Annotated in this window: 24 protein-coding genes, 5 pseudogenes and 1 riboswitch; of the genes and pseudogenes, 12 read left to right on the forward strand and 17 right to left on the reverse strand. The window is 40.8% G+C overall.

Annotation, left to right across the window (positions count from 1 at the left end):
* Nucleotides 1-17 precede the first annotated feature (17 nt).
* From ACYF68_RS04820 to ACYF68_RS04835, 4 genes and pseudogenes are all read left to right on the forward strand, one after another.
* Nucleotides 18-912, forward strand: a pseudogene (locus tag ACYF68_RS04820) (ring-cleaving dioxygenase).
* 20 nt (nt 913-932) lie between these two features.
* A complete protein-coding gene (locus ACYF68_RS04825; RefSeq protein WP_344701673.1) occupies nt 933-1,073 on the forward strand; it encodes a hypothetical protein in 141 nt (46 codons plus the stop codon).
* A gap of 21 nt (nt 1,074-1,094) precedes the next feature.
* Nucleotides 1,095-1,687: pseudogene (locus tag ACYF68_RS04830) on the forward strand (alpha/beta hydrolase).
* 125 nt (nt 1,688-1,812) lie between these two features.
* Entirely contained in the window at nt 1,813-1,977 is a 165-nt protein-coding gene (locus ACYF68_RS04835; protein WP_461045567.1) for a hypothetical protein, read from the forward strand.
* A gap of 56 nt (nt 1,978-2,033) precedes the next feature.
* Here the strand turns inward: ACYF68_RS04835 and ACYF68_RS04840 are convergent, their stop codons facing one another.
* From ACYF68_RS04840 to ACYF68_RS04895, 12 genes and pseudogenes are all read right to left on the reverse strand, one after another.
* The gene (locus ACYF68_RS04840; RefSeq protein WP_344701670.1) at nt 2,034-3,125 is read right to left on the reverse strand and encodes an acyl-CoA dehydrogenase family protein; all 1,092 of its coding nucleotides are present in this window, start codon (nt 3,123-3,125) and stop codon (nt 2,034-2,036) included.
* The gene (locus tag ACYF68_RS04845) at nt 3,122-3,877 is read right to left on the reverse strand and encodes an ABC transporter ATP-binding protein (RefSeq protein ID WP_344701669.1); all 756 of its coding nucleotides are present in this window, start codon (nt 3,875-3,877) and stop codon (nt 3,122-3,124) included. Before ACYF68_RS04845 ends, ACYF68_RS04840 begins: the two co-directional genes overlap by 4 nt.
* A complete protein-coding gene (locus ACYF68_RS04850) occupies nt 3,867-4,646 on the reverse strand; it encodes an ABC transporter permease (RefSeq protein WP_344701668.1) in 780 nt (259 codons plus the stop codon). Before ACYF68_RS04850 ends, ACYF68_RS04845 begins: the two co-directional genes overlap by 11 nt.
* Nucleotides 4,647-5,644: pseudogene (locus ACYF68_RS04855) on the reverse strand (ABC transporter substrate-binding protein).
* A gap of 126 nt (nt 5,645-5,770) precedes the next feature.
* A riboswitch (TPP riboswitch) is annotated at nt 5,771-5,872 on the reverse strand.
* A gap of 385 nt (nt 5,873-6,257) precedes the next feature.
* Nucleotides 6,258-6,371: a type I toxin-antitoxin system Fst family toxin gene (locus ACYF68_RS04860; RefSeq protein WP_461045568.1), complete on the reverse strand. Its 114-nt coding sequence runs from the start codon at nt 6,369-6,371 to the stop codon at nt 6,258-6,260.
* Nucleotides 6,372-6,457: 86 nt separating this feature from the next.
* Nucleotides 6,458-6,885: pseudogene (locus tag ACYF68_RS04865) on the reverse strand (recombinase family protein); the annotation flags it as partial.
* A 230-nt stretch (nt 6,886-7,115) separates the two neighbouring features.
* A protein-coding gene (locus ACYF68_RS04870) for an IS3 family transposase (protein WP_461045569.1) occupies nt 7,116-8,233 on the reverse strand; the annotation gives its coding sequence in 2 pieces (ribosomal slippage) (nt 7,116-7,441 and nt 7,441-8,233; 1,119 coding nt in all).
* 181 nt (nt 8,234-8,414) lie between these two features.
* Entirely contained in the window at nt 8,415-8,981 is a 567-nt protein-coding gene (locus ACYF68_RS04875) for a nucleotidyltransferase domain-containing protein (RefSeq protein WP_461045570.1), read from the reverse strand.
* 1 nt (nt 8,982) lies between these two features.
* Nucleotides 8,983-9,834, reverse strand: coding sequence for an alpha/beta fold hydrolase (locus tag ACYF68_RS04880; RefSeq protein ID WP_461045571.1), 852 nt, complete (start codon nt 9,832-9,834; stop codon nt 8,983-8,985).
* 189 nt (nt 9,835-10,023) lie between these two features.
* The gene (locus ACYF68_RS04885) at nt 10,024-10,656 is read right to left on the reverse strand and encodes a uridine kinase family protein (RefSeq protein WP_461045572.1); all 633 of its coding nucleotides are present in this window, start codon (nt 10,654-10,656) and stop codon (nt 10,024-10,026) included.
* The gene (locus ACYF68_RS04890) at nt 10,653-10,874 is read right to left on the reverse strand and encodes a hypothetical protein (RefSeq protein ID WP_461045573.1); all 222 of its coding nucleotides are present in this window, start codon (nt 10,872-10,874) and stop codon (nt 10,653-10,655) included. Before ACYF68_RS04890 ends, ACYF68_RS04885 begins: the two co-directional genes overlap by 4 nt.
* Nucleotides 10,871-11,353 carry an NUDIX hydrolase gene (locus tag ACYF68_RS04895; protein WP_461045574.1) on the reverse strand — a complete coding sequence of 161 codons (483 nt, stop codon included), beginning with the start codon at nt 11,351-11,353 and terminating at the stop codon, nt 10,871-10,873. Before ACYF68_RS04895 ends, ACYF68_RS04890 begins: the two co-directional genes overlap by 4 nt.
* Nucleotides 11,354-11,440: 87 nt before the next feature.
* Between ACYF68_RS04895 and ACYF68_RS04900 the strand changes: the two genes are divergently transcribed.
* The 4 genes from ACYF68_RS04900 to ACYF68_RS04915 all read left to right on the forward strand — a co-directional run bounded on the left by ACYF68_RS04900 (nt 11,441) and on the right by ACYF68_RS04915 (nt 13,638).
* The gene (locus ACYF68_RS04900) at nt 11,441-11,641 is read left to right on the forward strand and encodes a hypothetical protein (RefSeq protein WP_461045575.1); all 201 of its coding nucleotides are present in this window, start codon (nt 11,441-11,443) and stop codon (nt 11,639-11,641) included.
* A 3-nt stretch (nt 11,642-11,644) separates the two neighbouring features.
* Entirely contained in the window at nt 11,645-11,962 is a 318-nt protein-coding gene (locus tag ACYF68_RS04905; RefSeq protein WP_461047495.1) for a GNAT family N-acetyltransferase, read from the forward strand.
* Between the two features lie 563 nt (nt 11,963-12,525).
* A complete protein-coding gene (locus ACYF68_RS04910) occupies nt 12,526-12,909 on the forward strand; it encodes a hypothetical protein (protein ID WP_461045576.1) in 384 nt (127 codons plus the stop codon).
* 222 nt (nt 12,910-13,131) lie between these two features.
* Nucleotides 13,132-13,638, forward strand: a complete 507-nt coding sequence (locus tag ACYF68_RS04915; RefSeq protein ID WP_461045577.1) for a GNAT family N-acetyltransferase — start codon at nt 13,132-13,134, stop codon at nt 13,636-13,638.
* A gap of 169 nt (nt 13,639-13,807) precedes the next feature.
* Here ACYF68_RS04915 and ACYF68_RS04920 read toward each other — a convergent pair whose 3' ends face one another.
* Complete coding sequence (locus ACYF68_RS04920) at nt 13,808-13,975, reverse strand: hypothetical protein (protein ID WP_461045578.1); 168 nt, start codon at nt 13,973-13,975, stop codon at nt 13,808-13,810.
* A gap of 298 nt (nt 13,976-14,273) precedes the next feature.
* Between ACYF68_RS04920 and ACYF68_RS04925 the strand changes: the two genes are divergently transcribed.
* Both ACYF68_RS04925 and ACYF68_RS04930 read left to right on the forward strand, forming a co-directional pair.
* Nucleotides 14,274-14,567, forward strand: coding sequence for a hypothetical protein (locus ACYF68_RS04925; RefSeq protein ID WP_434121083.1), 294 nt, complete (start codon nt 14,274-14,276; stop codon nt 14,565-14,567).
* A 4-nt stretch (nt 14,568-14,571) separates the two neighbouring features.
* Entirely contained in the window at nt 14,572-14,769 is a 198-nt protein-coding gene (locus tag ACYF68_RS04930; protein WP_461045579.1) for a helix-turn-helix transcriptional regulator, read from the forward strand.
* Between the two features lie 91 nt (nt 14,770-14,860).
* Here ACYF68_RS04930 and ACYF68_RS04935 read toward each other — a convergent pair whose 3' ends face one another.
* From ACYF68_RS04935 to ACYF68_RS04945, 3 genes and pseudogenes are all read right to left on the reverse strand, one after another.
* A complete protein-coding gene (locus ACYF68_RS04935) occupies nt 14,861-15,820 on the reverse strand; it encodes an IS30 family transposase (RefSeq protein WP_271402077.1) in 960 nt (319 codons plus the stop codon).
* Nucleotides 15,821-15,919: 99 nt separating this feature from the next.
* Nucleotides 15,920-16,762 carry a DUF2268 domain-containing putative Zn-dependent protease gene (locus ACYF68_RS04940; RefSeq protein ID WP_461045580.1) on the reverse strand — a complete coding sequence of 281 codons (843 nt, stop codon included), beginning with the start codon at nt 16,760-16,762 and terminating at the stop codon, nt 15,920-15,922.
* A 122-nt stretch (nt 16,763-16,884) separates the two neighbouring features.
* Nucleotides 16,885-17,016: pseudogene (locus ACYF68_RS04945) on the reverse strand (GNAT family N-acetyltransferase); the annotation flags it as partial.
* Nucleotides 17,017-17,162: 146 nt separating this feature from the next.
* On the opposite strand from ACYF68_RS04945, the gene ACYF68_RS04950 reads away from it, so the two are divergent.
* Both ACYF68_RS04950 and ACYF68_RS04955 read left to right on the forward strand, forming a co-directional pair.
* Nucleotides 17,163-17,306 carry a hypothetical protein gene (locus ACYF68_RS04950; protein ID WP_461045581.1) on the forward strand — a complete coding sequence of 48 codons (144 nt, stop codon included), beginning with the start codon at nt 17,163-17,165 and terminating at the stop codon, nt 17,304-17,306.
* 73 nt (nt 17,307-17,379) lie between these two features.
* Nucleotides 17,380-18,000 (forward strand): hypothetical protein, encoded by a 621-nt coding sequence (locus ACYF68_RS04955; protein WP_461045582.1) that lies wholly within the window; start codon nt 17,380-17,382, stop codon nt 17,998-18,000.
* A 547-nt stretch (nt 18,001-18,547) separates the two neighbouring features.
* On the opposite strand, the gene ACYF68_RS04960 is transcribed toward ACYF68_RS04955, so the two are convergent.
* On the reverse strand, nt 18,548-19,420 hold the full coding sequence (locus ACYF68_RS04960) for a GNAT family N-acetyltransferase (RefSeq protein ID WP_461045583.1): 873 nt from the start codon (nt 19,418-19,420) through the stop codon (nt 18,548-18,550).
* Between the last annotated feature and the right edge of the window lie 492 nt (nt 19,421-19,912).

Genomic DNA, 19,912 nt, shown 5'->3' on the forward strand with positions numbered 1-19,912 from the left:
TAGGAGGAATTGATCAAATGGAAGCAATAAAACGCATCCATCACATCAGTGCAATCGTCGGCGATCCAAATGAGAATTTGAAATTCTATAGGGATGTCCTGGGCCTGCGCCTCATCAAGCAGACAGTCAATTTCGACGACCCGGGCGTCTACCATCTCTACTTTTCAGACCACGATGCGACCCCGGGAACAGTCATCACATTCTTCCCATGGACGAATGAACGCCGAGAGGGCAGAAAAGGCAGCGGTCAAGTGGGCAGGATCGCCTTCAGGGTGCCAAAGGCAGCCTCAGTGCATGGCAGGACCACCTCAGCAGCCAGGACATTGATGTCGAAGTGACTCAACTGTTCGGCAAGGAGACCCTGGAATTCGACGACATACACGGGCTCGAGCTCGCCCTTGTTGAAGGGGAAGCGTCTGCTGAAGATGACGCAATCCTTGGATTCCATGGTGCTGTGCTCCTGTCCGGTGACCCGGGCGGCACAAAGGAACTGTTGACCGACATGATGGGATTGACGGAGCTCGACCACGACGGCCAGAACCTCCATTTCGAGACGGCTGGTGAGGAAAAGCATCATATCATCACAGCAATCCCGCCGCTTGCCCAGGCAGGTTCGGCATCGGTACAGTGCATCATATCGCATGGTCCGTACCCGACATGGACGTGCTCGATGAATGGCAGGCTGCGCTGAAGGATGAAGGCTTCGGCGTTACTGAAGTCAAGGACAGGCATTACTTCAATTCCATCTATGTCTCCGAGAAGGGCCATGTCGTATTTGAATTTGCGACCGATGGTCCCGGGTTCGACAGGGACGAGGATAAAGATGCTTTAGGCACCACCCTGAAGTTGCCGCCGCAATACGAGCATAGACGTGAAGAGTATGAAAGTCTGCTGCCGAAGCTGGGTGTATAATCATAGCAGATGTCCTGCTTTTGAAGGTGCAGCACTATCATATAGGTGAGGACATCTATCGAGACGGCTATATCGGTCCCCTAGGATCAGGCGCCGTAGGTAGGCTTGCAGATGATGGCCATGCAGAAATAGGACGCATGTTTACAGCAGAAAGACCATAATGACAGAGGAGATGACCCATAATGGAACACTTATACAATGAAAAGAAAAAGGGCGCACCAGTATTCGTATTACTTCATGGTACAGGCGGCACAGAAAGGGATCTGCTGCCGCTTGCTGAGCTGTTGAATCCTGAATATAATGTTTTATCAGTCCGCGGCAATGTGCAGGAGAATGGCATGAACCGCTACTTCAAACGCCACGGTGAAGGCCAGTATGATTGGGAAGACCTTGAATTCCGCGGCAATGAGCTTTATGAGTTCATCGTTGAAAAGTCGAAGGAACATGAATTCAAACTGGAAGATGTCGTCTTTGTCGGCTTCTCCAACGGTTCGAACATCGCCATCCAGATGATGCTGCGGCAGCCTGAGACATTCAAGCGGGCGGCCTTGTTCGCTCCGCTCTATCCGGCAGATGTAGAAGAAAAACAGGACTTCAATGATGTGGATGTATTCCTGTCCTCGGCAAGGGTGACCCGATTGTGCCGGAAGCGGAAAGTGAACGCGTGATCAACCTGTTTGAAGAACGCGGTGCAGACGTTGAGGTGACATGGGTGAATGGCCACAGCCTGACCCAGGATGCCGCGATGGAAGCGAAGAACTGGCTCAATAGATAATACGGACAATCCGCCATTTTACGATAAGAGCCTAAAAAAACGGAATTAGAGGTGATCAGAGTGGATATCAAGAAAAGCAGCACGAAGTTTTACGTAGGGGATAACCCGGACCACCCATCAGCGAAATGACATTCGTCTATGAAATGAAGGGGGACGTAGAGCAGGCGGATGCGGCTCCAGTGCTAAGTTTCCTGGAAGCTTCATGCAGGAAATCATTCGATCATCTGGAATGGGAAAATACACAACATTGCTTCGTTGAGCTCAAGATGGACAAAAACCAAAAGCGATGAGACAAGAAAAGGCACTCCCTGCAATCTGGCGGTCAGATTACAGGGGGTGCCTTTTATTATATGGTGCTGATTTCCTCAATACGTCCTTCGGCATCGATGAGCAGGCCATGCTGGGAAGCGGTGAGCAAGTCACGGTATATGCGATTCAATGGATTGTCTTCCATGATCATATCCATGCCGAGGTGGCGATAGAGCTGCTGGGCGCCGCTGACTGCAGCATGTGCGACCATTTTACTGTGGTCAGATACGGCGTCCAGAATTTCATCGTCCAGAACTTCCCCATCCATATGGGTCTGCCATGACGTCCTGACGGCATCATAGTATGACTGGCGAGCCTGCATGAATGATGTTTCGTTGGCATTTAGAATATCGAGGGTATGGCGGTGGCGCATTTCATCTACTTCTTTGTCGGTCGAGAGCTTCGACTCGATCTGCCTGCGGGCCGCTTCATAGAAGTGGCGCGCGACTCCGATGACGGTAGCGGCGATATTGGCAGAAGCAAATGGCAAGAACGGATAATGGTAGGCGGGATGGTCATAGTAAAAATGCGGCGCAGCGACATCAAAACGCCGATAGGCTGGGACGATGGCTTCTGTAACATGAATGGTATGGCTACCGGTGGCCTTCATGCCAAAAGCATTCCAGTCTTCTTCTATGGTCACCTGTTCCGGTGTAAAGGCGAAGGCATATAACGCCCCATCGTCTTCATCATCTGAGACTATCCTGCACGTTGCGGTGAACAAGTTCGCAATCAGGGCGCCGCTTGCGTAGGGCCAGCTTCCGCTGATGATGTAGCCGGCGTCCGTCTTTCTCGCCGTGCCGAGTGGCCGGTCGCTGCCTGCTATAAAGAAGTTGCGGGCGGTGAAGAATTCTTCGACGGCTATCGGTGATAATGTGGCCGCAAAAAATCCCGCGCCAGAGCCAAGCTGTACGAGCCAGCCGAAACTGCCGTCGGCATAGGCCGCGGTTTCAAACGTCTGTAAGGCTTCAGGCAAAGGGGTCATGCTGCCACCGAGTGCCTTTGGCAGAAATAGTTTGAATAACCCCTCATCATACATATATTCAAGCATCTCATCGGTGGGGCGACCATTTTCTTCCATCGCAGCGGAATGCTTTCTGACTTCAGACACCATGTCCAGATCGATCATTCTGTATCGCCTTCTTTCAGTAACAGGTAGATTTCCCTTCTCAGCTTGGTGAATGTATCTTCCAATGTGATGTCATGGTGTCTTGGGCGTGCGAAGGGCACCTCAATTTCTTTTATTATTTTTGCTGGCTTGTCGGATAGTATCAATATGCGGTCCGACATATAGATTGCTTCTTCTATACTGTGCGTGATGAACAACACGGAGCGGCGGTCGGTCTCCCACATCTTGAGCAGCCAGTCCTGCATGTCTAGGCGGGTGAGTTCATCGAGCGCGCCAAACGGTTCGTCGAGCAGCATCAGCTGCTGAGGGCTGAGCAGGGAGCGGATGAAGGCGACTCTCTGCCGCATCCCACCGGACAGTGTATTGGGATAGGATTTTTCGTATCCGCCAAGCCCTGCCCGTGTCAGCCATTTACGCGCCGTCTGGCGGTCGATGCTGCCGTTTATCTCCTGGACCAGAACAAGGTTGTCCTCAATCGTGCGCCAGGGCAGCAATGAATCCTGCTGCGGCAGATAACTGATGTTGCCTCGGGTGCCGTTGACCCGCTTGCCATCTATGAAGATATCGCCTTCATCCGGCTCGATCAGTCCACCGACCAGGTTGAATAGGGTACTCTTCCCGCTTCCCGACGGACCGAGAAGGGTGACGAACTCGCCGTCTCCGATGGTGATGGAGAGGTCAGCCAACACTTCGATATCCGATGTGCCCCTGAATGTGTGGGTCAAATTTTCAATGTGGAGTTTAGCCGTCATCTCGATCATCTCCTTCCGTATTCCACGGGATCATCCATTTTTCAAGCAACAGGATGAAGCCAAACAGAATCATGCTGATCAGCATGATCGCAAAAATCGATACAAATACCTGATCTGTCCTAAAGGCAGAAGAGGCAACTGTCATGAAGACACCAAGCCCTTTTTGAGCCCCGAGCCATTCGGCGATAACTGCACCCATTACGCTGTATGTGGCAGAAATCTTCAGACCCGAGAAGAAGTAGGGCAGGGCGCTTGGCCATTCCAGCTTGAAGAATATCTGCCTGCGGCTCGCGCCGATCATGCGCATATAGTTGAGGAGCGCTGGATTGGTCTGCCTGAATCCATCGATCAGGGAAACGGCGATCGGGAAGAAGCAGACGAGTGTGATGATCAGTATCTTCGGCAAGGCACCGAAGCCGAACCACAGTACGAGCAGCGGAGCCAGCGCAATGATCGGAATGTTCTGCGACAATACCATCAATGGATATACAGCCTGCCGCACTTGGGGCACAAGGTGAAGTCCAAGTGCCAGAACGATTCCAACCGAGGCGCCGATGGCGAATCCGCCGAGTGCGATCAGCACGGTGGAGAGGCTATGGTCCAATATACGTGGATAGATCTGCATGCCTTCTTCGAATATTTGAACTGGGCTTGGCAGCATCCAGCTTGGAATGTCAAACAGCGAAGCCGCCAACTGCCAGATGGCGAGGATGAGAATAATGACGGAAACAGGCGCCACAACATTCCATGAGAGTAGGCGTTTCATCATCTAATCATCCGAGCTTCCCGGCAGGAAATCATTGGTATAGGCTGCGTCGACGTCCAGCTCAGAATCGATCAGCTCATTTTCATACATCCAAGCCATATAGTTCTGCCATACATCACGCTCCTGGTGGCCCCAGTATGGCGCATCCCCCTGATAGACATCGGTCAGCCATTTCTGGCTTGCTATGACGAGTTCCTCATCAAGGTCTGGTTCTGCATCAATCAGGTGTTGGGCTGCCTGTTCAGGTTCATCCATTGCCAGTTGGTACCCTTTGGCAGTCGCCTTTGTAAAGGCTTCAACCATCTCCGGGTCTTCTTCAATCAGTTTTTCATTGGTGATCATGACAGGCGTATAGAAGTTCAGCGCATCCGAATACTCGGTGAAGGAAATCGTATTGAGCGGAAAGTCCCGAAGTTCTGCTTCAACCCCCGTCCAACCGTAATAGATCCAGGCGAAATCGACATCACGCTGTACAGCAGTGAAGAAGTCCGTCTCTCCGATATTCAGGATATCCACTTCACTGATATCTGCACCATCAGCTTTCATGATGGACGCGATGGTCTCCTCTTCGATTGGAGAGCCATAGCCGCCATAGGTCTGTCCTTCAAGGTCGGCCGGGTCTCAAGATCATATTCTTTCGGGGAGGCAAGATAGGACGTGTTGTCCTGGATGATGGCAGCAAGCGACACGATGGACACGCCCTGCAACCTCGATTGGGTGACGTTCTCCTGGGCACTGATGCCGAAATCTCCATTACCAGTAGCAACCGTCTGTTCGGCTCCCGCTTCACCAGGCAACACAATTTCGACGTCGAGCCCCTGTTCTTCGTAATAGCCTTCCGCTTTCGCGGCATAGATGCCGGTGTGGTTTGTATTCGGCGTCCAGTCAAGGACGAAGGTGACATCCTTCAATCCGTCCTCACCTGTCGATGCCTTATCTTCCCCTCCGCCGCAGGCGGATAGGAACAGGATGGCAATCATGGCGTATAACATTCTTTTCATAATGTATGCTCCTCTCAAAATTGGTGGTGTTCCGTGACCATTGTAGAAATGGGCATAAAAAAACACCTTCCGTATCTGGAGGCGTTAAAGAGTAATGGAGGCGTGGTGCTTACTATTCAGCAAAGACCGAAACCGCCACACATTCCCTACGCTGGTATTATCCAGATCAGGTCAAAGGGTCAGGAAGCATCCTTCTCAGCCATTGTTATGGCTCCCCCATGTATTACTATTATTTTCTTAACACAGTATAACATGATGCGGACAGGGGTTAAAGCTGGAAGGGGAGTGTGGAGTAATTTGGAGAGGAAATGGTCAATCGAAAATGGAGGCTAACGGCATAAAAAATATCTCTCCGGTATAAAAGGGCTGGGAATCACTCGAAGTTACCAATGGGAAGACAGTTCGGAAAGCGATCATTTTATTCGGTGGAATCAACAGAAGGAGCGGGACATCACTTACCTTTAAATGCTTTGTAGATTCTGTTTTATTTACGGGGCAACGTGAAAATGCTATAATATAAGTAATCAAACATTGTTGCTTAACATGACACACCAAACCCCCAATCTATGGCAGTAGATTGGGGTTTTTTGGTGTTATTGGTATAGCCATCTAGTTAGTCTTCACGATTATCCAACCAATACGATAATAATGTGATTACTGCACCGACTAAAATTGGTGCAATAAGGGACTCAAACATTGTTGCAAACATGGTGTTACCTCCTTCCATGCTATCCGCACAGAAGTGAACTAGATGACCGCATCAATTTTATCATATAAAACGTTTTTGAATACATCGCTTTTATATAGTGAAGACTAATCTAGATTGTTCTTAATTCTATAGATCGTCTGTCGTGTAATCCCGACCTCTTTGGCAATTTGAGATATGGCAATATTTTCATTCAACTGAGAAACGACACGATGTTAAACAAATCGCTTTTGAGGACTTTTGGCATTTGGGGGATAAAGTGTTGGTCGTCCTTTATAGATTCCCTTGCTTTTTGCTAATTTAATGCCCTGAGTTTGCCTGCGCTTTGACTCCGAACGCTCCTGTTCTGCAATCATGGCCAGGATTTGGATAATTTGATCTTTAATAAATTTATCCAACAAAGGGTTACCGATTGCTTCACTCATTATAGGCAAACTTGTGATGATCAGCTGGACATCCTTCTGTTTCAAAAAAATATGGTATCTATCACTTCATCATAATTTCTCCCCAGACCATCAATGGATTCTACGATGAGTAGATTTCCTAAACGCCAAATACTAAGACTTCTTTAAAATACTTCGCTCATTTACAGTGGCGCCAGACTAAAGTGGACCCCATTGTCAAGACACGGATTTTATGAAAATAAGGTGGGGCCTCAGTTCTGTTCCTTCCCCGCTTTTCCGAGATCAGGTTCTGTCAAGGCGTACTGCCCTTGATAGGTTCTGACATCGGAAAGATAATTGTTCAAGGAGGAGCGGGGCGCATCTAATGAATATGAATGGTGCCTGGTGTCTGATAGTCCAATGACTGATGCAGGCGCTCGTGGTTGTAGAATGCCATATAGTCACGGATATGCTGCCGTGCCTCCCTTGGCGTCCCATAGTCCTTCAAATATACCTCTTCATACTTGAGACTCCGCCAGAAACGCTCAATCATGATGTTATCCAATGCACGCCCTCTGCTGTCCATACTGATCTGGATGCCCGGCTGTGATTTCAAGAGCTCGATGTATCTAGGACTGGTGAAATGACTGCCCTGGTCGCTGTTGAATATTTCGGGCGTCCCACTTGCCAGTGCCCGTTGCACAGTATCAGAACAAAGTCCATTTCCAGTGTTTGGTCCAGTTCCCAGCTGATGATATAGCGGGAATACCAGTCGATGACGGCGGTGAGATACACCCAGTGATTCTGAAGTCGGATATATGTAATATCAATACTCCACACCTGATTGGGACGGGTGATGGGCAGACCTTTCAACAGATAGGGATAGATACGGTGCTGCAGATTGCGCTTGCTCAGGTTGGGCCCTGGATAGATGGCCTGTATGCCCATTTCCCGCATATGCCGCTGGACCCGCTTACGGTTGATGGCGATGCCTTCATGTTTCAGTTTTTCGGTAATCCGGCGTGATCCATAGAATGGAAATCGGGTATAGAGCTCATCAATCCGGTGTTTGATGGCTACCTCTTCCGGTGAGGGCGTCACCGGTTTGTAGTAGAGACTGGATCGATTGAGACTCAGTAGTCTGGCTTGTTCCGAAATGGGAAAATCAGTGGCTGCCCAGTCCACCATTTCCATGCGTTCCTGTCTAGTCGTGGTAGATGCCAGATTTTTTTTGACCCACGACAATTGCGTGGTGAGTTTTCCGACTTCCGCATAGAGGCTTTCTAGCTTCTCTTCATAGTCGGCTTTCATTCTGTCCAGATCTTTGGATTGGCTGTCAAAAATCTGTGGCATCTCCTGTAGGAACTGCTTTTTCCAATTATGCAGCTGGTTCACATGGACGCCACGTTCCGAAGCGATCTGGTTCATTGTTTTTTCTTCCTTCAAGACTTCCAACACAACTTGGGATTTGAATTCGGGTGTATATCTTTTACGTTTCATATACCTACCTTAACATCTCCTTCTTTCGCGTCTAAAATCCTGGGTCCATTATAGACCTCTTTTCTGAATGTAATTAAAATACACCCTAATCACACACTCTGAATCCAGTATTATCAACACCATCAAACTGTCTATTTAGGGTCTACTCTAATAAAACAAAAATTTAAGAAGAAAAATACATCTACAAACTGTTTAACCAGTTATGGTTTGGCAGATGAATATTTAACGCATCTTTTAGCCACTTCTTTTGTTTGTCCTCCATAACAATGATAGCTTTATTGAAATCATGGGTATCTTTTGATCCTATTAATTTAGCTTTGTACAAGAGGACAATCTCTGGTCTTAAATAAGGAATGCCATTTTTAGAAAAATTAATGATTCCACTTAAAGACTTTTTAATTCGGGTATTTCTTCTAAATAACCAATTCCCTTCGTCTTTCTCGTTTAGAAGTATTTCAAGCTTCCGACCAGTCACTCTATGGATAGCGTGTAATTCATGAACAGGAAGTTCCAAATGCTCATGTTTCCATACTGATGATTTTCCTTCTGCTACTTTGCCAATCTCCCATTCCTTCAAATAGTTTTTAAGTATCTCTTGGTCTTCCCGAAACACTAAAATTTCTATATCTCCATGTGTTCTAGTTTCTTTGCCCAAGTAAAGATCAATTGCCCATCCTCCTGCGACACACCATTTTCCTTCGAACCCGGTCATCAAATTATTAACAGAGTGGCATATTCTAAAAGACATATTATTTCTCCTTTTCAGATGGGTTCACTGTCGATTTCAAAAAATCCTTGAACTTCTCCTCTTCCTCTATATCAGGAATGTGATTGCTGTATTCAAACGTTGTGAGAGAAGCATTAAGCATCAATTCAGCGGCTTCTTCACTGAATATGTGAGGACATTGTGCATCATGCCTCCCACAGTATATAAAGGCTTTGACAGGTGAGGATTTCAACTGCTCTCTTATATCATAGTTTCTGAGCTCGGAAGTGAAGTAGTCGATTTTATCCATCAGTGTCCGTCCACTTTCTTTTTTGTTGATTACTTTATAATATGATTCTTCCTTGTAAAGCGACATCATCAGCCATTCTTTAGACAGCTTGATTCTTTTTTCTCTCGGTGTGTCGGGATTGCGGAGTTCAGAAAATATCTCCTTCATCCTCGGGTTGTTTGGGTTCTCCGGGCAGTAGATGCTGTCGGGGTGCTCCATATACTCATAGGACGCGCACAGCCCACCTGCTATTAATTGGTTCAGGCTCTCCGGATACATGACAGCATATTTCAGTGCCAAAAATCCACCCGTGGAATGCCCTGAAAATGTCCACGAATCAATATTGAGCGCTGTCCTTATCGCTTCCATATCATGAATGGCATCATCCATGCTGTATGTATATTCTTCAGTGGGTCCATCCGATCCTCCTGCACCGCGCAAGTTGATGATATGGACTGAATAGTGTTCAGCCAACATTTGCGACATGGTATTTCCAAGTGTGTTGAATTCACTATAGAGATGAGTGAATGCCAAAGGCTTTCCATTCCCTTTCTTGAATACTTCGAATGTGCCTCGTTCAGTTTCTACTACTTCCCGTTCAAACATCAAATCCCTCCATCTGATCAAATTTCTAAAAATTAGGATTTATTTGTTATACTCCTACTTGTAAATTTGGAAGTTATTTTGCGTATGTTTTAATCGCTATTTTGCATGGTAGCTAGTACCGATATATTATCTAAGTTTTTTGCTCTAAAGGAAGCATTTTTCCTAACCCTGAAGCAAGTATTAAAATATTCATTTTATAAATCTGCCATTATATTTATTTTGGTTGTAAGAAACAGTTTCTCCACTACCATCTAGTATTAAATCTACGGTATCTCTAGGATTTTCTAATTGTATATACCTAACCTCATCTGGCATCCATATATCTTCCCACATATATCTATTTTCTTCGCCATCACGTTCAACACCTCGATTTAACCGCAAATGCTCTGGACTTTCCACCCAAATTTTATAATCATAATATGAGTTCAATTTTTCACTTAAGGAATAACAACCTTCCACTAAAACTATTTTATTTTTCTCAATATCTATCCAATTATCAAGCATATCTTTATCCCAATCATATCTTTGATATTGTGTTTCGTTATTATTTTTTAATGGAGCTAAAACTTGAGCAACAACTCTATCTAAATCCCAGTTTGATCCAATTGAAGTGTCTTTTTCATTTCTGAACTTACTTTCTTTATATAAGTCATCCATTTCAACAATGTCTATATTATCTGGATGATTAGATTTTAAAGCCTTAGAAAAAGTACTCTTTCCAGCTCCTCCCCCTCCATCAATTCCAACAACAATACATGAATCTTTTTTTTGATTTTTTTTAATATCATTCAGTATTTCATTCAGAGTTATAATATTATTCATAATTTCTCCTTTTCTTTATAAAAAATCAACGCAACTAAAGATGGTGTAGGGCAAAAAAATATTTTATTCTTTGCCTGATGAAACAATTGTCTGCCAGCTTCACCTTTAACTAATACATAGTTCTCCGTTTTCTCTATAAGTTGAGTATCCCATGAGTAATGGAGTGTCCCATCGTATTTAAAAGCTGATACTGTTATGTTTTTTGATAAAGAATTCATTCAAACCGGTACTCCTTTTTGATTTTAAAATGTGGTCTGGTTTCATAATTAAGATATTCCAATTCTTTATCTTTTTTACAAAAGTTTTCGTATCTTTTCCTTAATGATAGAGATTCAATGAAGTTATTAATATAGGATGCATCCACCCATTTCACTTCTGAAGTTTCTTCAGAGGTTCGTATTTCTCCCCCTATTGCCAGACAATCAAAATCTACCATTAACTTAGTAGGGACACTAGTTTTACCATCATCCCAAGTATATGTTCCGGTATTGGAATACATTCCTACGATGGTATTAACTGAAATATCTATTCCACTTTCTTCTTTTACTTCTCGTATTACTGCTTCTACAAGATCTTCTCCATTTTCGACTTGTCCCCCTGGTATCTGCCACGATCTGTTATAGGTTTTAACCAATAATATTTCATCATTTGAATTTCTTACGAAAGCACCCGTCGCCAATACATGAGTTGGAAACATCTCTTCACCATTCTTTTTGTAAGTATTTGATATGGTATAATCATAACAAAATATTATTAAATTTTCAGAAATTTATGGGGTGGCGTATTGAACATTAGAAAAGCACATTTAAAGGATGCGGAAGGTGTTGCGAGAGTTCATGTTGATAGTTGGCGCACAACTTACGGAGGGATCATACCCGACGATTATCTAAATGGCTTATCTTATGAACAAAGAACAGAATTATGGAAGAATAATATAGGAAAGAAAGGCAACTATGTTTTGGTTGCCGAGAACACTGAAGAGTAAATCATAGGTTTTACTCATGCTTGGAAAAGAGACGATAACGATAAAGAGAATTCGATTGACTTAACCTCGATTTATCTCTTGGAAACTTACCAGGGGATGGGTGTCGGAAAACAGCTTTTGAAGACGTTATTCGAGCATTTTAATCAAGAGGGCTACGACAAAGTTTTTGTAGAAGTACTCGAGGAGAACAACACACGTTTCTTTTACGAGTATTATGGTGCAAACCTGATTAAGACGGTTCAAATCAAAATTGGTGGAAAAACATTAAATGAACTGATTTATGTATGGAATAGTATAGATAGTGTTATTGAGAAATTATGAGTTTTTTATTATACAACTATCAGCAGTGACGAGGTGTTTTAGTAAATGGTATGTAATTCTAAAGGCATGAGAGATAGAAGTTCAGTAGTAATAGTAAAAGAAGGTAGTAAGGTTGGATTAATTAAAAGAATCAGAAATGAGTCTGTTTATTATGTTTTTCCTGGTGGGGAATAGAAAATGAAGAAACTCCAGAAGAAGGGGCGAAAGAGAAGCATATGAAGAGTTAGGAGTAGTAGTAAAGATCAATAACTGTATATCAGAAATTGAATTCAATGGAACACAATACTTTTTCTTAGCTGAAATCATCAGTGGAATATTTGGTTCTGGACAAGGAGAAGAGTACACAGATGAGAAGAGAGGTAGAGGAGTATATCGACCAATATGGATAGATATAGAGAAGCTATCATTGATTAATGTTATACCAAAAGAAGTTGCTCTAAAGATCCAATCCTTATTTAAGTAGCTAAATATTATTCTCAAAGAAGAAAAAGAAAATATCTTATGGAAAGATATGTATTTGTGATGTTACTTATAAAAATCACAGCACTAAAGGAGATTTCACTTTGAAATATGTATACCATCTGGTACCTAATAATATGCTCGGAGAAAAGTTGGTTCCTTTAAATCAAATAAAGGAAATCGATGTTCAACTCTATGAAACATACACGGACAAGTATAACGATTCTGCTGATCGCAAGTTATTATTGGAGAGAAAAGTGCCCAAATTGAATTGCCTATGGAATGATGTAGTCCATTTTTCTCCATTACACCCGAATCACATCTACCAAGCAATGAAAGAGTTGAACGTAAATGTACCTGATGAGGTCAAATTCTATAAGATTCCTATAGAGAATCTCCAGGAGAATGAAAACGCAATATATTATTACAACCAGAAATATTATGGAGGGCCATCCGCTCCCATATCCCCGACAATATTGATTTGCTAAAAATTGATGATTACGAAGAACTGGATAAGATACCCAAAGAGACATTTGACTACTTTAAAAAGGAAAGCAAGAAGAGAAATAGGTTCGGGATGTTCCATCTTGTTCCCCACATATTGAGTATGGGACAAGTTTCAATTGAAAATGCTGAAGTTATATCTTGGAATGATCAGATGAATCAGTAAACATCTTCTTATTTGAGAAGATGTTGAAGGAGTTGAACCAATGGAACATAAAATATCTTCAGGAAATATTTCAATTAGACCAATACGACAGTCTGACATCACGTATGTGTTGGACTGGAGTGATGATCAAAAATTTTGTCGGGCAAATGGATGGAAGTTAAACAGGAGTGAAGTAGAAATACGTAAGTGGTGGACGCTTCAAGTAAATAATGATTCTACAGTGTATATTAGACAGGGAATAGAATTTGAAAAAAGATTAGTGGGATATGTGGATGTTGCATTTATAGGGAAAGACACAGTTGAATTAGGAATTGCCATAGGTGAGAGTGAATTGTGGGGAAAAGGTATTGGCACGGAAGCAATCTGTCATACAATAGAAAATACTTCAAGAGGACTAGGCATCACGATTTTTATTGCTGAAACAAACGAGAAAAATATACGCTCAAGGAGAATGTTGGAGAAGATAGGCTTTAAAGAAATTGAAGAACATCTTGAAACCTATAATCCAATAATCAAGTATGAATTAATATTAGTAGAAGGCAGTTGAATGATCCCCGTCAAATGGATCTTATTTAATAAGGCATCAGAAGGAATAGTGAATAAAAAAACCATTACTAAATAAAAAGTAATGGATATGCTTATAGTATTAGTTGAACAATATAATCTTTAGAGTTTACACAGTCTTTTGTTAAACAATACTTATTGCGTGCATGTGCTTACTTACATCCTCTTTTGTTGCAAGTAACAGATTGCGCCGTTATTTCCCAATCCTCAGGGTTATCATTGATTTGTGCCCCACATGCTGTGTAATTTCCTTCCTTAACATGTACCTTTCCGTTTTCAGATTTTCGAGTATCACTACCAATGTATTTAATGTTTGCCATTAGACATTCTCCTTTCAATCAAAGTATGAAGAAAATTCTAACAATTATATTATTATTTTGCAAGCGCTTTTATTATTCTCTCTTTTTCACTTTTTATACTATCTAGTATGAAAGCCCACTAAGTTAAACTCTTCCAACCTTCCAAATAACGACCGTTATTTGAAATAATATATGTAAGAGAATAGTGATAATTTAAATAAATCTTGCATATTTTATGTAAAAAATGTTTGACATTAAAAACGCCAGTGTGATAATTTGATAATGTCAAAAACTTTTTACATAAAGGATGGAGAGTATTATGCGTTTCAAAGACGAGATGGAAAAAACAATCACTAACAAAGCGTTAAAAATATCATGGACTATCACTATCGTATGCCTGTTCTTAGCCGGTGGCTATGAGTTTTTAAAACATAATCAAGAAATGAATTTATTCCTTGTAATAGCCATAATATCAGCCATCTCTTTAATTGTTACAGAACAGTATTATTTAGCGCAGACTAATGAAGATAAGTCCTTTAAAAAATTTATCATTACAGTAATAGCCGTAATCATTTTACTTATGGTTACATTATTCTTTCTAACAGGGTTATAAACGAATGAAAAATAGTATAAAAGAACTCAGAAGAACTAAAAAAATATCTCAAGATGTATTGGCACAAAGGTGTAATGTCACTAGGCAAACCATAAATGCAATAGAGAATAATAAATATGATCCTTCTCTAAATTTGGCTTTTAATATTGCAAAAGTACTAGGTAAAAAAGTAGATGATATATTCTATTACGACAAAGAATGAGTGGATTTGAATCCTTTTGATTCGTAGTAATAGCTATATCACTTTGATTGTATATGACTATACTGACCACTGAAATTTGTTATTTCGTTTGTCAAAATAAGCTAGACAGTTCCTTATCACCCATGTAACTCAAAAACACTTCCAACGGCGTACGATAGTTCAATGATTTTCTCGGTATATGGTTTCTTCTTGCAGCGACCGATGAGATAAAAGCTTGGTCGACTGTGTTGAAATCCATATCTTTACGCAGTCCATCCCTTCTGAGCAGACCATTGGAATGTTCATTCAGCCCGCGTTGTGACGGTGTGCCCGGATCGGCGAAGTAGATGGCCAGGTCATTTCGATTGCTCATCGACTGCCAGTTGGAGAATTCTTTACCGCAGTCAAAAGTGATGGACTTGAACAGGTTTCTCGGCACCCAGTGACACCACGTATTGATGGCAGTTTCGATATCTTTGGCCGTCCGACCTTCAGGTTTCAATGTGATGATGACTTTCGATAGCCGTTCAACCAGCGTGATGACGGCGCTTTTATGTCGCACACCGACAATAGTGTCGCCCTCCAGATGGCCGAATTCTTTATTGAACGCTGGATAGTCGTCCAACCTTTCGGAAATGTTGCGCCGGAACGTCTGTCGCCCCCGGCGTTCCTTATGACCGTTGGGTTTTCTTTTGCCTTTCATTGGCAATGTGGACACATCAAAGTCCTTACGCTTGAACATGCGGTACAATGTGCGGCTGGAACACTGTATCTTACGGTCACGCCGGCCGGCAATCACATCCGGTGTCCAGCCCTGAGCCACTTTTCCTGTCACATATGCGTGTTGGTCCGCTGGCAGTCTTGTCCGTTTCCGGCCGCAGCGCTGCTTGTTTGCCTTGTAGCGCTGGTAGTAGTCCAATGCGCTGTGGCCGGCTCTGAAAAAAGCCACAACATTATGGACCGTCTGTCGGGCCCGGCAGACCCGTTTCGAGATTTTTGAAACAGGGGTGTTCTGATGAAAGTAGGATTCTATGATTACCAGTTCATCCGTGCTAAGATGGGTGTAGGTCATTCGTGATCACTCCTATGTTTTCTTTGGTTGGAAATACATTTTGAGTGTATCACGAGTGGCTCTTTCTATGTGTCTAGCTTAATTTTACAATCGACGTTATTAAAAACTAATTCCATAAAAATAACCACTTATTAACTTTTTGGCACCTTTGTAGTCAAGTAGTAAAGCATCATTAATATTTTTTTCTTCCAAAAAATATTTTACAATTTCCGAGCCATAGTAGTATCCAGTCCGATATGATGTCACCATTTCAAAATCATCAATTCCAAACAAACGATTATAAAAAGGCTTATCCAATTTTCCTAAATTAATTGCTTGTTGTAGGTTATTTCCAATATCATTTTTCATTTTTTCACAGTTTCTTACCCATTTCGAAACTTGGTTCGTTTTGAGGTAACCAAACCAATATGCATCTTCTATCTTTTCTTTTGAAATCACAGAACTGAGATAGGTAGCTATACCTTCAGCAAATAACAATTTTAGATATTTTTCCTCTACTGTATGATAATTGCCACGATAGAAAGCAGGATTCAGAATATAATGAACCCCATGTATCATTTCATGAGTAATGAAAGCTTTAAAATTATAAAAGTCGAGTCGTGGTAGGACTGCATTAAGGTCAAAAAATATATAAGGCTTTCCATCAATCAATATTGCGTGACCATCATAACTGCAATCCCCAAAAAAAGTTATGATATCGAGGACAACGTCCCTATTAAGTATATCGTTAATTTGATAAAGTATTTCCTCGCTAAGAGTCTTTAAAAAAGAAACAGATTTAGAAACTTCTTGTGTAGAATATGCTTGCATCAATTGTTTCGTATCTTTTTCAAAACTTACATTTGAATTGAATAATCGAAAGTATTCCTTAAAAAATGCACTTTCAATCGGATTTAGACTTTTAGATTTTATTTGTTTTTCCGCTAAATTTAAAACTTCCATGACTTTTCTCCTTATTTGGTTATTTCTTATAATAATCCGCTTGTTGAATAACGAAAATCAGCAATTTCTTCCTCCCATTCTTCACGAAACAGCCCCATCTTGAAGGGGTCATAATAATTTTCTTAATAGTAACGAACTTTCCCGATTCTTGCTTCCATTGTCATAACTAGTTTTTCACTTACTCGAATCATCTTTTGATTGCCAAACGATGTCGTAAAGCCGACACATACTAATGGTAGAGTATTGAATAGATCAGATAGGAACATATTTACCAAGAGCTTCAGCAAGATAAGTATCTGAAAATTAAGATTTATTTGTTATACTCATACTATACCAAATAATTACATATACTGAAATGAGACATAAACGTAATGAATATAACGGAGGGGATTAAAACGCAATGAATATCAGACAGTTGAAAGAGGAAGAGGAAGAGGAAGACGCAGCGCAGTTCCTAGAATTAAATAAACAGCTCGATGACACAAGATACATGCTATATGACCCTGGAGTGGATCGTATACACTTGATTGGACAACTCCTATGAGGGAGGCTACTGTTAAACCAAGTGTAGACGATTCATGTCTAAAGAAATAATTTGAAAAGATGGGGGTTAGTGAATGAAGCATATTTATGCTTTTGAAGACATAGAGGAATATAAAAAGTACCAGGATATTATTCAGTGTTTTAGTGAACGATTAAATGATTACCAAACAGTCTTAGAAGAAGAATATGACTTAGTGGATAAACCAGAAGGTGTAATTTGGACCTCAGCAGAAATAGCAACATCTATTTTTTCTGATCTGCCGATTCCTGCATTTACGAATAAAGACACCATCTACATAACACCAGATGTAAAAGCTTGGAGAAAGCTATTTATCCAACAACTGGATGGGAAAGACCTTCCTCATATCCAACGATTTTACGAACAGCTTTCTGAGAATCACATACTTACAATATTAGGGCATGAATTGACCCATCACTCAGATTTGTTTTTAGATGAATTTGAGGATGAACGAGAAGATGGTATCTGGTTTGAGGAGGGCATGTGTGAGTACTTACCGAGAAAGCTCCTTTTAACTAAAAACGAGTTTAAGACAATATCAGCAATCGAAAAAGAATTAGTAGACGTATTTACTGAAGTATATGGCGGACAGTCTCTGATGATTTTGGAAACAACTCGTATACAGCCAGTTTGTCCAGCATCATGTTTGATTACTGGAGAAGTTTTCTTTACATAAAGTATCTTGTAGAAGACCGTTATAAACATGACATTAAGGCAGTTTTTGAAGAATATTATAGGTGGGATAGAGAGGGACGTATGCTCTCTCTAACGGAATATTTCGGATTAGACAAAGTATCGATATAGAACAAGTTAATAAGCAAGATTGTAGGAATTGAATGTAATATTAGTCTAATTAAGTTACATTCAGAATCCTTATCTAATTAAGTTACATTCAGAATCCTTATCTAATTAAGTTACATTCAGAATCCTTATTTTAAAGAAGTTTAGAAGCATCACAAGAGTAGGTCAATTTTCTAGAAAGAAAAATACGTTCAAATTGCTATTCTGTTAGTCTTTAAAATTAAAGCTGGCAGCCCATATATCATCACTACCCGAGAGGTGTTATAAGTACAAAAAAGCTCTAACATCCTTCTCATAAAATAGGGTATTGGAGCTTCCTCATTCACATGTAAAAAGCGCGAAATAAAGACGAAAGTGATAGTAAATAAAATGGACATCCTACTAATATCTATTTAGGGTATACCCACTTTGACAAAGTGCAATTAATCAATTTCATAGCTATCTAAAATATATTTATCTCTAAAACCAGCAGATTTATATAATTTTATTGCTTCTTCATTATTACTCGACACACAAATATCTACTTCATCAATAGTCGGATAAGAGAAAATTTGATGTAACGCGTCGTTAATAAGTTTTTTTCCTACTCCTTCACCCCTTAGATTAGGATAAACAGCAATATACTCAATATTAGCTTCTTTATATTTCGGCTTAGTTTCGGTATATACATAGCCTTTAATTTCTTTATCGCTATTTTCATTCAGTAGTAAAGTATTGTATTCATTTATTCTATTTAAAATTTCAGAGGCATTAAAATAAGTATCGGGAAATGCCGTACTATGCAACTCCTCAAAGGACTTTTTGTAAGGCTCTTCAAATTTTTTTGACTCAATCACATCTATATCAGGAATTGTTTCTCTAGTTATACTGAATACAAAATCTGTACCTAAAAACCTAGCATTGTTTTTCTTTAAAAACTCTTTTACAAACAAGTTATTTTTATTTATGAAAAATGAAAATGATTTTACAGCTTCTGGCACTTTAGTTAGAACTTCATTCCATAAGGCTTGGGCTAATTCTATATCATTGTTCGTAGCAAAAGGCCCCCATACATCAGCATACTGATCTTCTAAATCTAAATCTAATCCAATTGCCCCAATTATTTCAGTTTCATTATAAGCAACTAAAAATGAATCATCAATTCCTAGGTCAGAAAAATCATTCATTAAAGAATCGTGTATTTCTCCATTTTTTTCTCCACAAAACCCAATATGGCTTGTGCTTTGTGTATTCATTTTTTCAAGATAAACAGAAAGTTGTTTTATGTCTTTCGGTGGAGTGATTTTAATATTCATAATATAATCCCTTTCTAGTAATAGCCAAACAAGGCTTTTTGTTTCGAAATCACGAATGATTAATGGGTGCTTTCATCCAGTATGACACTGTCATGTTCCCTTAATATCGCTCAGATATCCTCAATATCATTATTCAGTTCACAATAGTCAGCAGATTTTTTAATGTGGGTGATACCTCGGTACTTGCGTTCAATTGAATTTCCAACCGATGATATGTTAGCTGTGTTTGAAGATATTAGCATATAACAATCGGTCTTTATAGATTGCTTTGTTTGTAACTAGCTTATTGCTTTGGGCTTGTTTACACTTTAATTCAGTAGTATCACTACCATCACACTATTTATTTAGGGTCTACTTTAATCAATCATAAATCTAAGAGGGAAAAACACATTTACATATTGTTTAACCAGAAAATTAATTTCTAAGTATAAAATGAAAAATGCGCGTAAAAGTATATGCAAAAATATTGAACGTTCATAAACTATTTTTATA

It is taken from the genome of Salinicoccus sp. CNSTN-B1 (assembly GCF_054792835.1).

What these genes read in the sequence shown, in the direction of transcription:
- ACYF68_RS04890 (WP_461045573.1), bottom strand. Translation starts at nt 10,874, where the DNA reads ATGAATTCTTTATCAAAAAACATAACAGTATCAGCTTTTAAATACGAT.
- ACYF68_RS04940 (WP_461045580.1), bottom strand. Translation starts at nt 16,762, where the DNA reads ATGGAAGTTTTAAATTTAGCGGAAAAACAAATAAAATCTAAAAGTCTA.
- ACYF68_RS04935 (WP_271402077.1), bottom strand. Translation starts at nt 15,820, where the DNA reads ATGACCTACACCCATCTTAGCACGGATGAACTGGTAATCATAGAATCC.
- ACYF68_RS04880 (WP_461045571.1), bottom strand. Translation starts at nt 9,834, where the DNA reads ATGTTTGAACGGGAAGTAGTAGAAACTGAACGAGGCACATTCGAAGTA.
- ACYF68_RS04860 (WP_461045568.1), bottom strand. Translation starts at nt 6,371, where the DNA reads ATGGAAGGAGGTAACACCATGTTTGCAACAATGTTTGAGTCCCTTATT.
- ACYF68_RS04915 (WP_461045577.1), top strand. Translation starts at nt 13,132, where the DNA reads ATGGAACATAAAATATCTTCAGGAAATATTTCAATTAGACCAATACGA.
- ACYF68_RS04840 (WP_344701670.1), bottom strand. Translation starts at nt 3,125, where the DNA reads ATGATCGATCTGGACATGGTGTCTGAAGTCAGAAAGCATTCCGCTGCG.
- ACYF68_RS04960 (WP_461045583.1), bottom strand. Translation starts at nt 19,420, where the DNA reads ATGAATATTAAAATCACTCCACCGAAAGACATAAAACAACTTTCTGTT.
- ACYF68_RS04955 (WP_461045582.1), top strand. Translation starts at nt 17,380, where the DNA reads ATGAAGCATATTTATGCTTTTGAAGACATAGAGGAATATAAAAAGTAC.
- ACYF68_RS04895 (WP_461045574.1), bottom strand. Translation starts at nt 11,353, where the DNA reads ATGTTTCCAACTCATGTATTGGCGACGGGTGCTTTCGTAAGAAATTCA.
- ACYF68_RS04930 (WP_461045579.1), top strand. Translation starts at nt 14,572, where the DNA reads ATGAAAAATAGTATAAAAGAACTCAGAAGAACTAAAAAAATATCTCAA.
- ACYF68_RS04925 (WP_434121083.1), top strand. Translation starts at nt 14,274, where the DNA reads ATGCGTTTCAAAGACGAGATGGAAAAAACAATCACTAACAAAGCGTTA.
- ACYF68_RS04950 (WP_461045581.1), top strand. Translation starts at nt 17,163, where the DNA reads ATGAATATCAGACAGTTGAAAGAGGAAGAGGAAGAGGAAGACGCAGCG.
- ACYF68_RS04835 (WP_461045567.1), top strand. Translation starts at nt 1,813, where the DNA reads ATGACATTCGTCTATGAAATGAAGGGGGACGTAGAGCAGGCGGATGCG.
- ACYF68_RS04850 (WP_344701668.1), bottom strand. Translation starts at nt 4,646, where the DNA reads ATGATGAAACGCCTACTCTCATGGAATGTTGTGGCGCCTGTTTCCGTC.
- ACYF68_RS04875 (WP_461045570.1), bottom strand. Translation starts at nt 8,981, where the DNA reads ATGTCTTTTAGAATATGCCACTCTGTTAATAATTTGATGACCGGGTTC.
- ACYF68_RS04885 (WP_461045572.1), bottom strand. Translation starts at nt 10,656, where the DNA reads ATGAATAATATTATAACTCTGAATGAAATACTGAATGATATTAAAAAA.
- ACYF68_RS04920 (WP_461045578.1), bottom strand. Translation starts at nt 13,975, where the DNA reads ATGGCAAACATTAAATACATTGGTAGTGATACTCGAAAATCTGAAAAC.
- ACYF68_RS04845 (WP_344701669.1), bottom strand. Translation starts at nt 3,877, where the DNA reads ATGACGGCTAAACTCCACATTGAAAATTTGACCCACACATTCAGGGGC.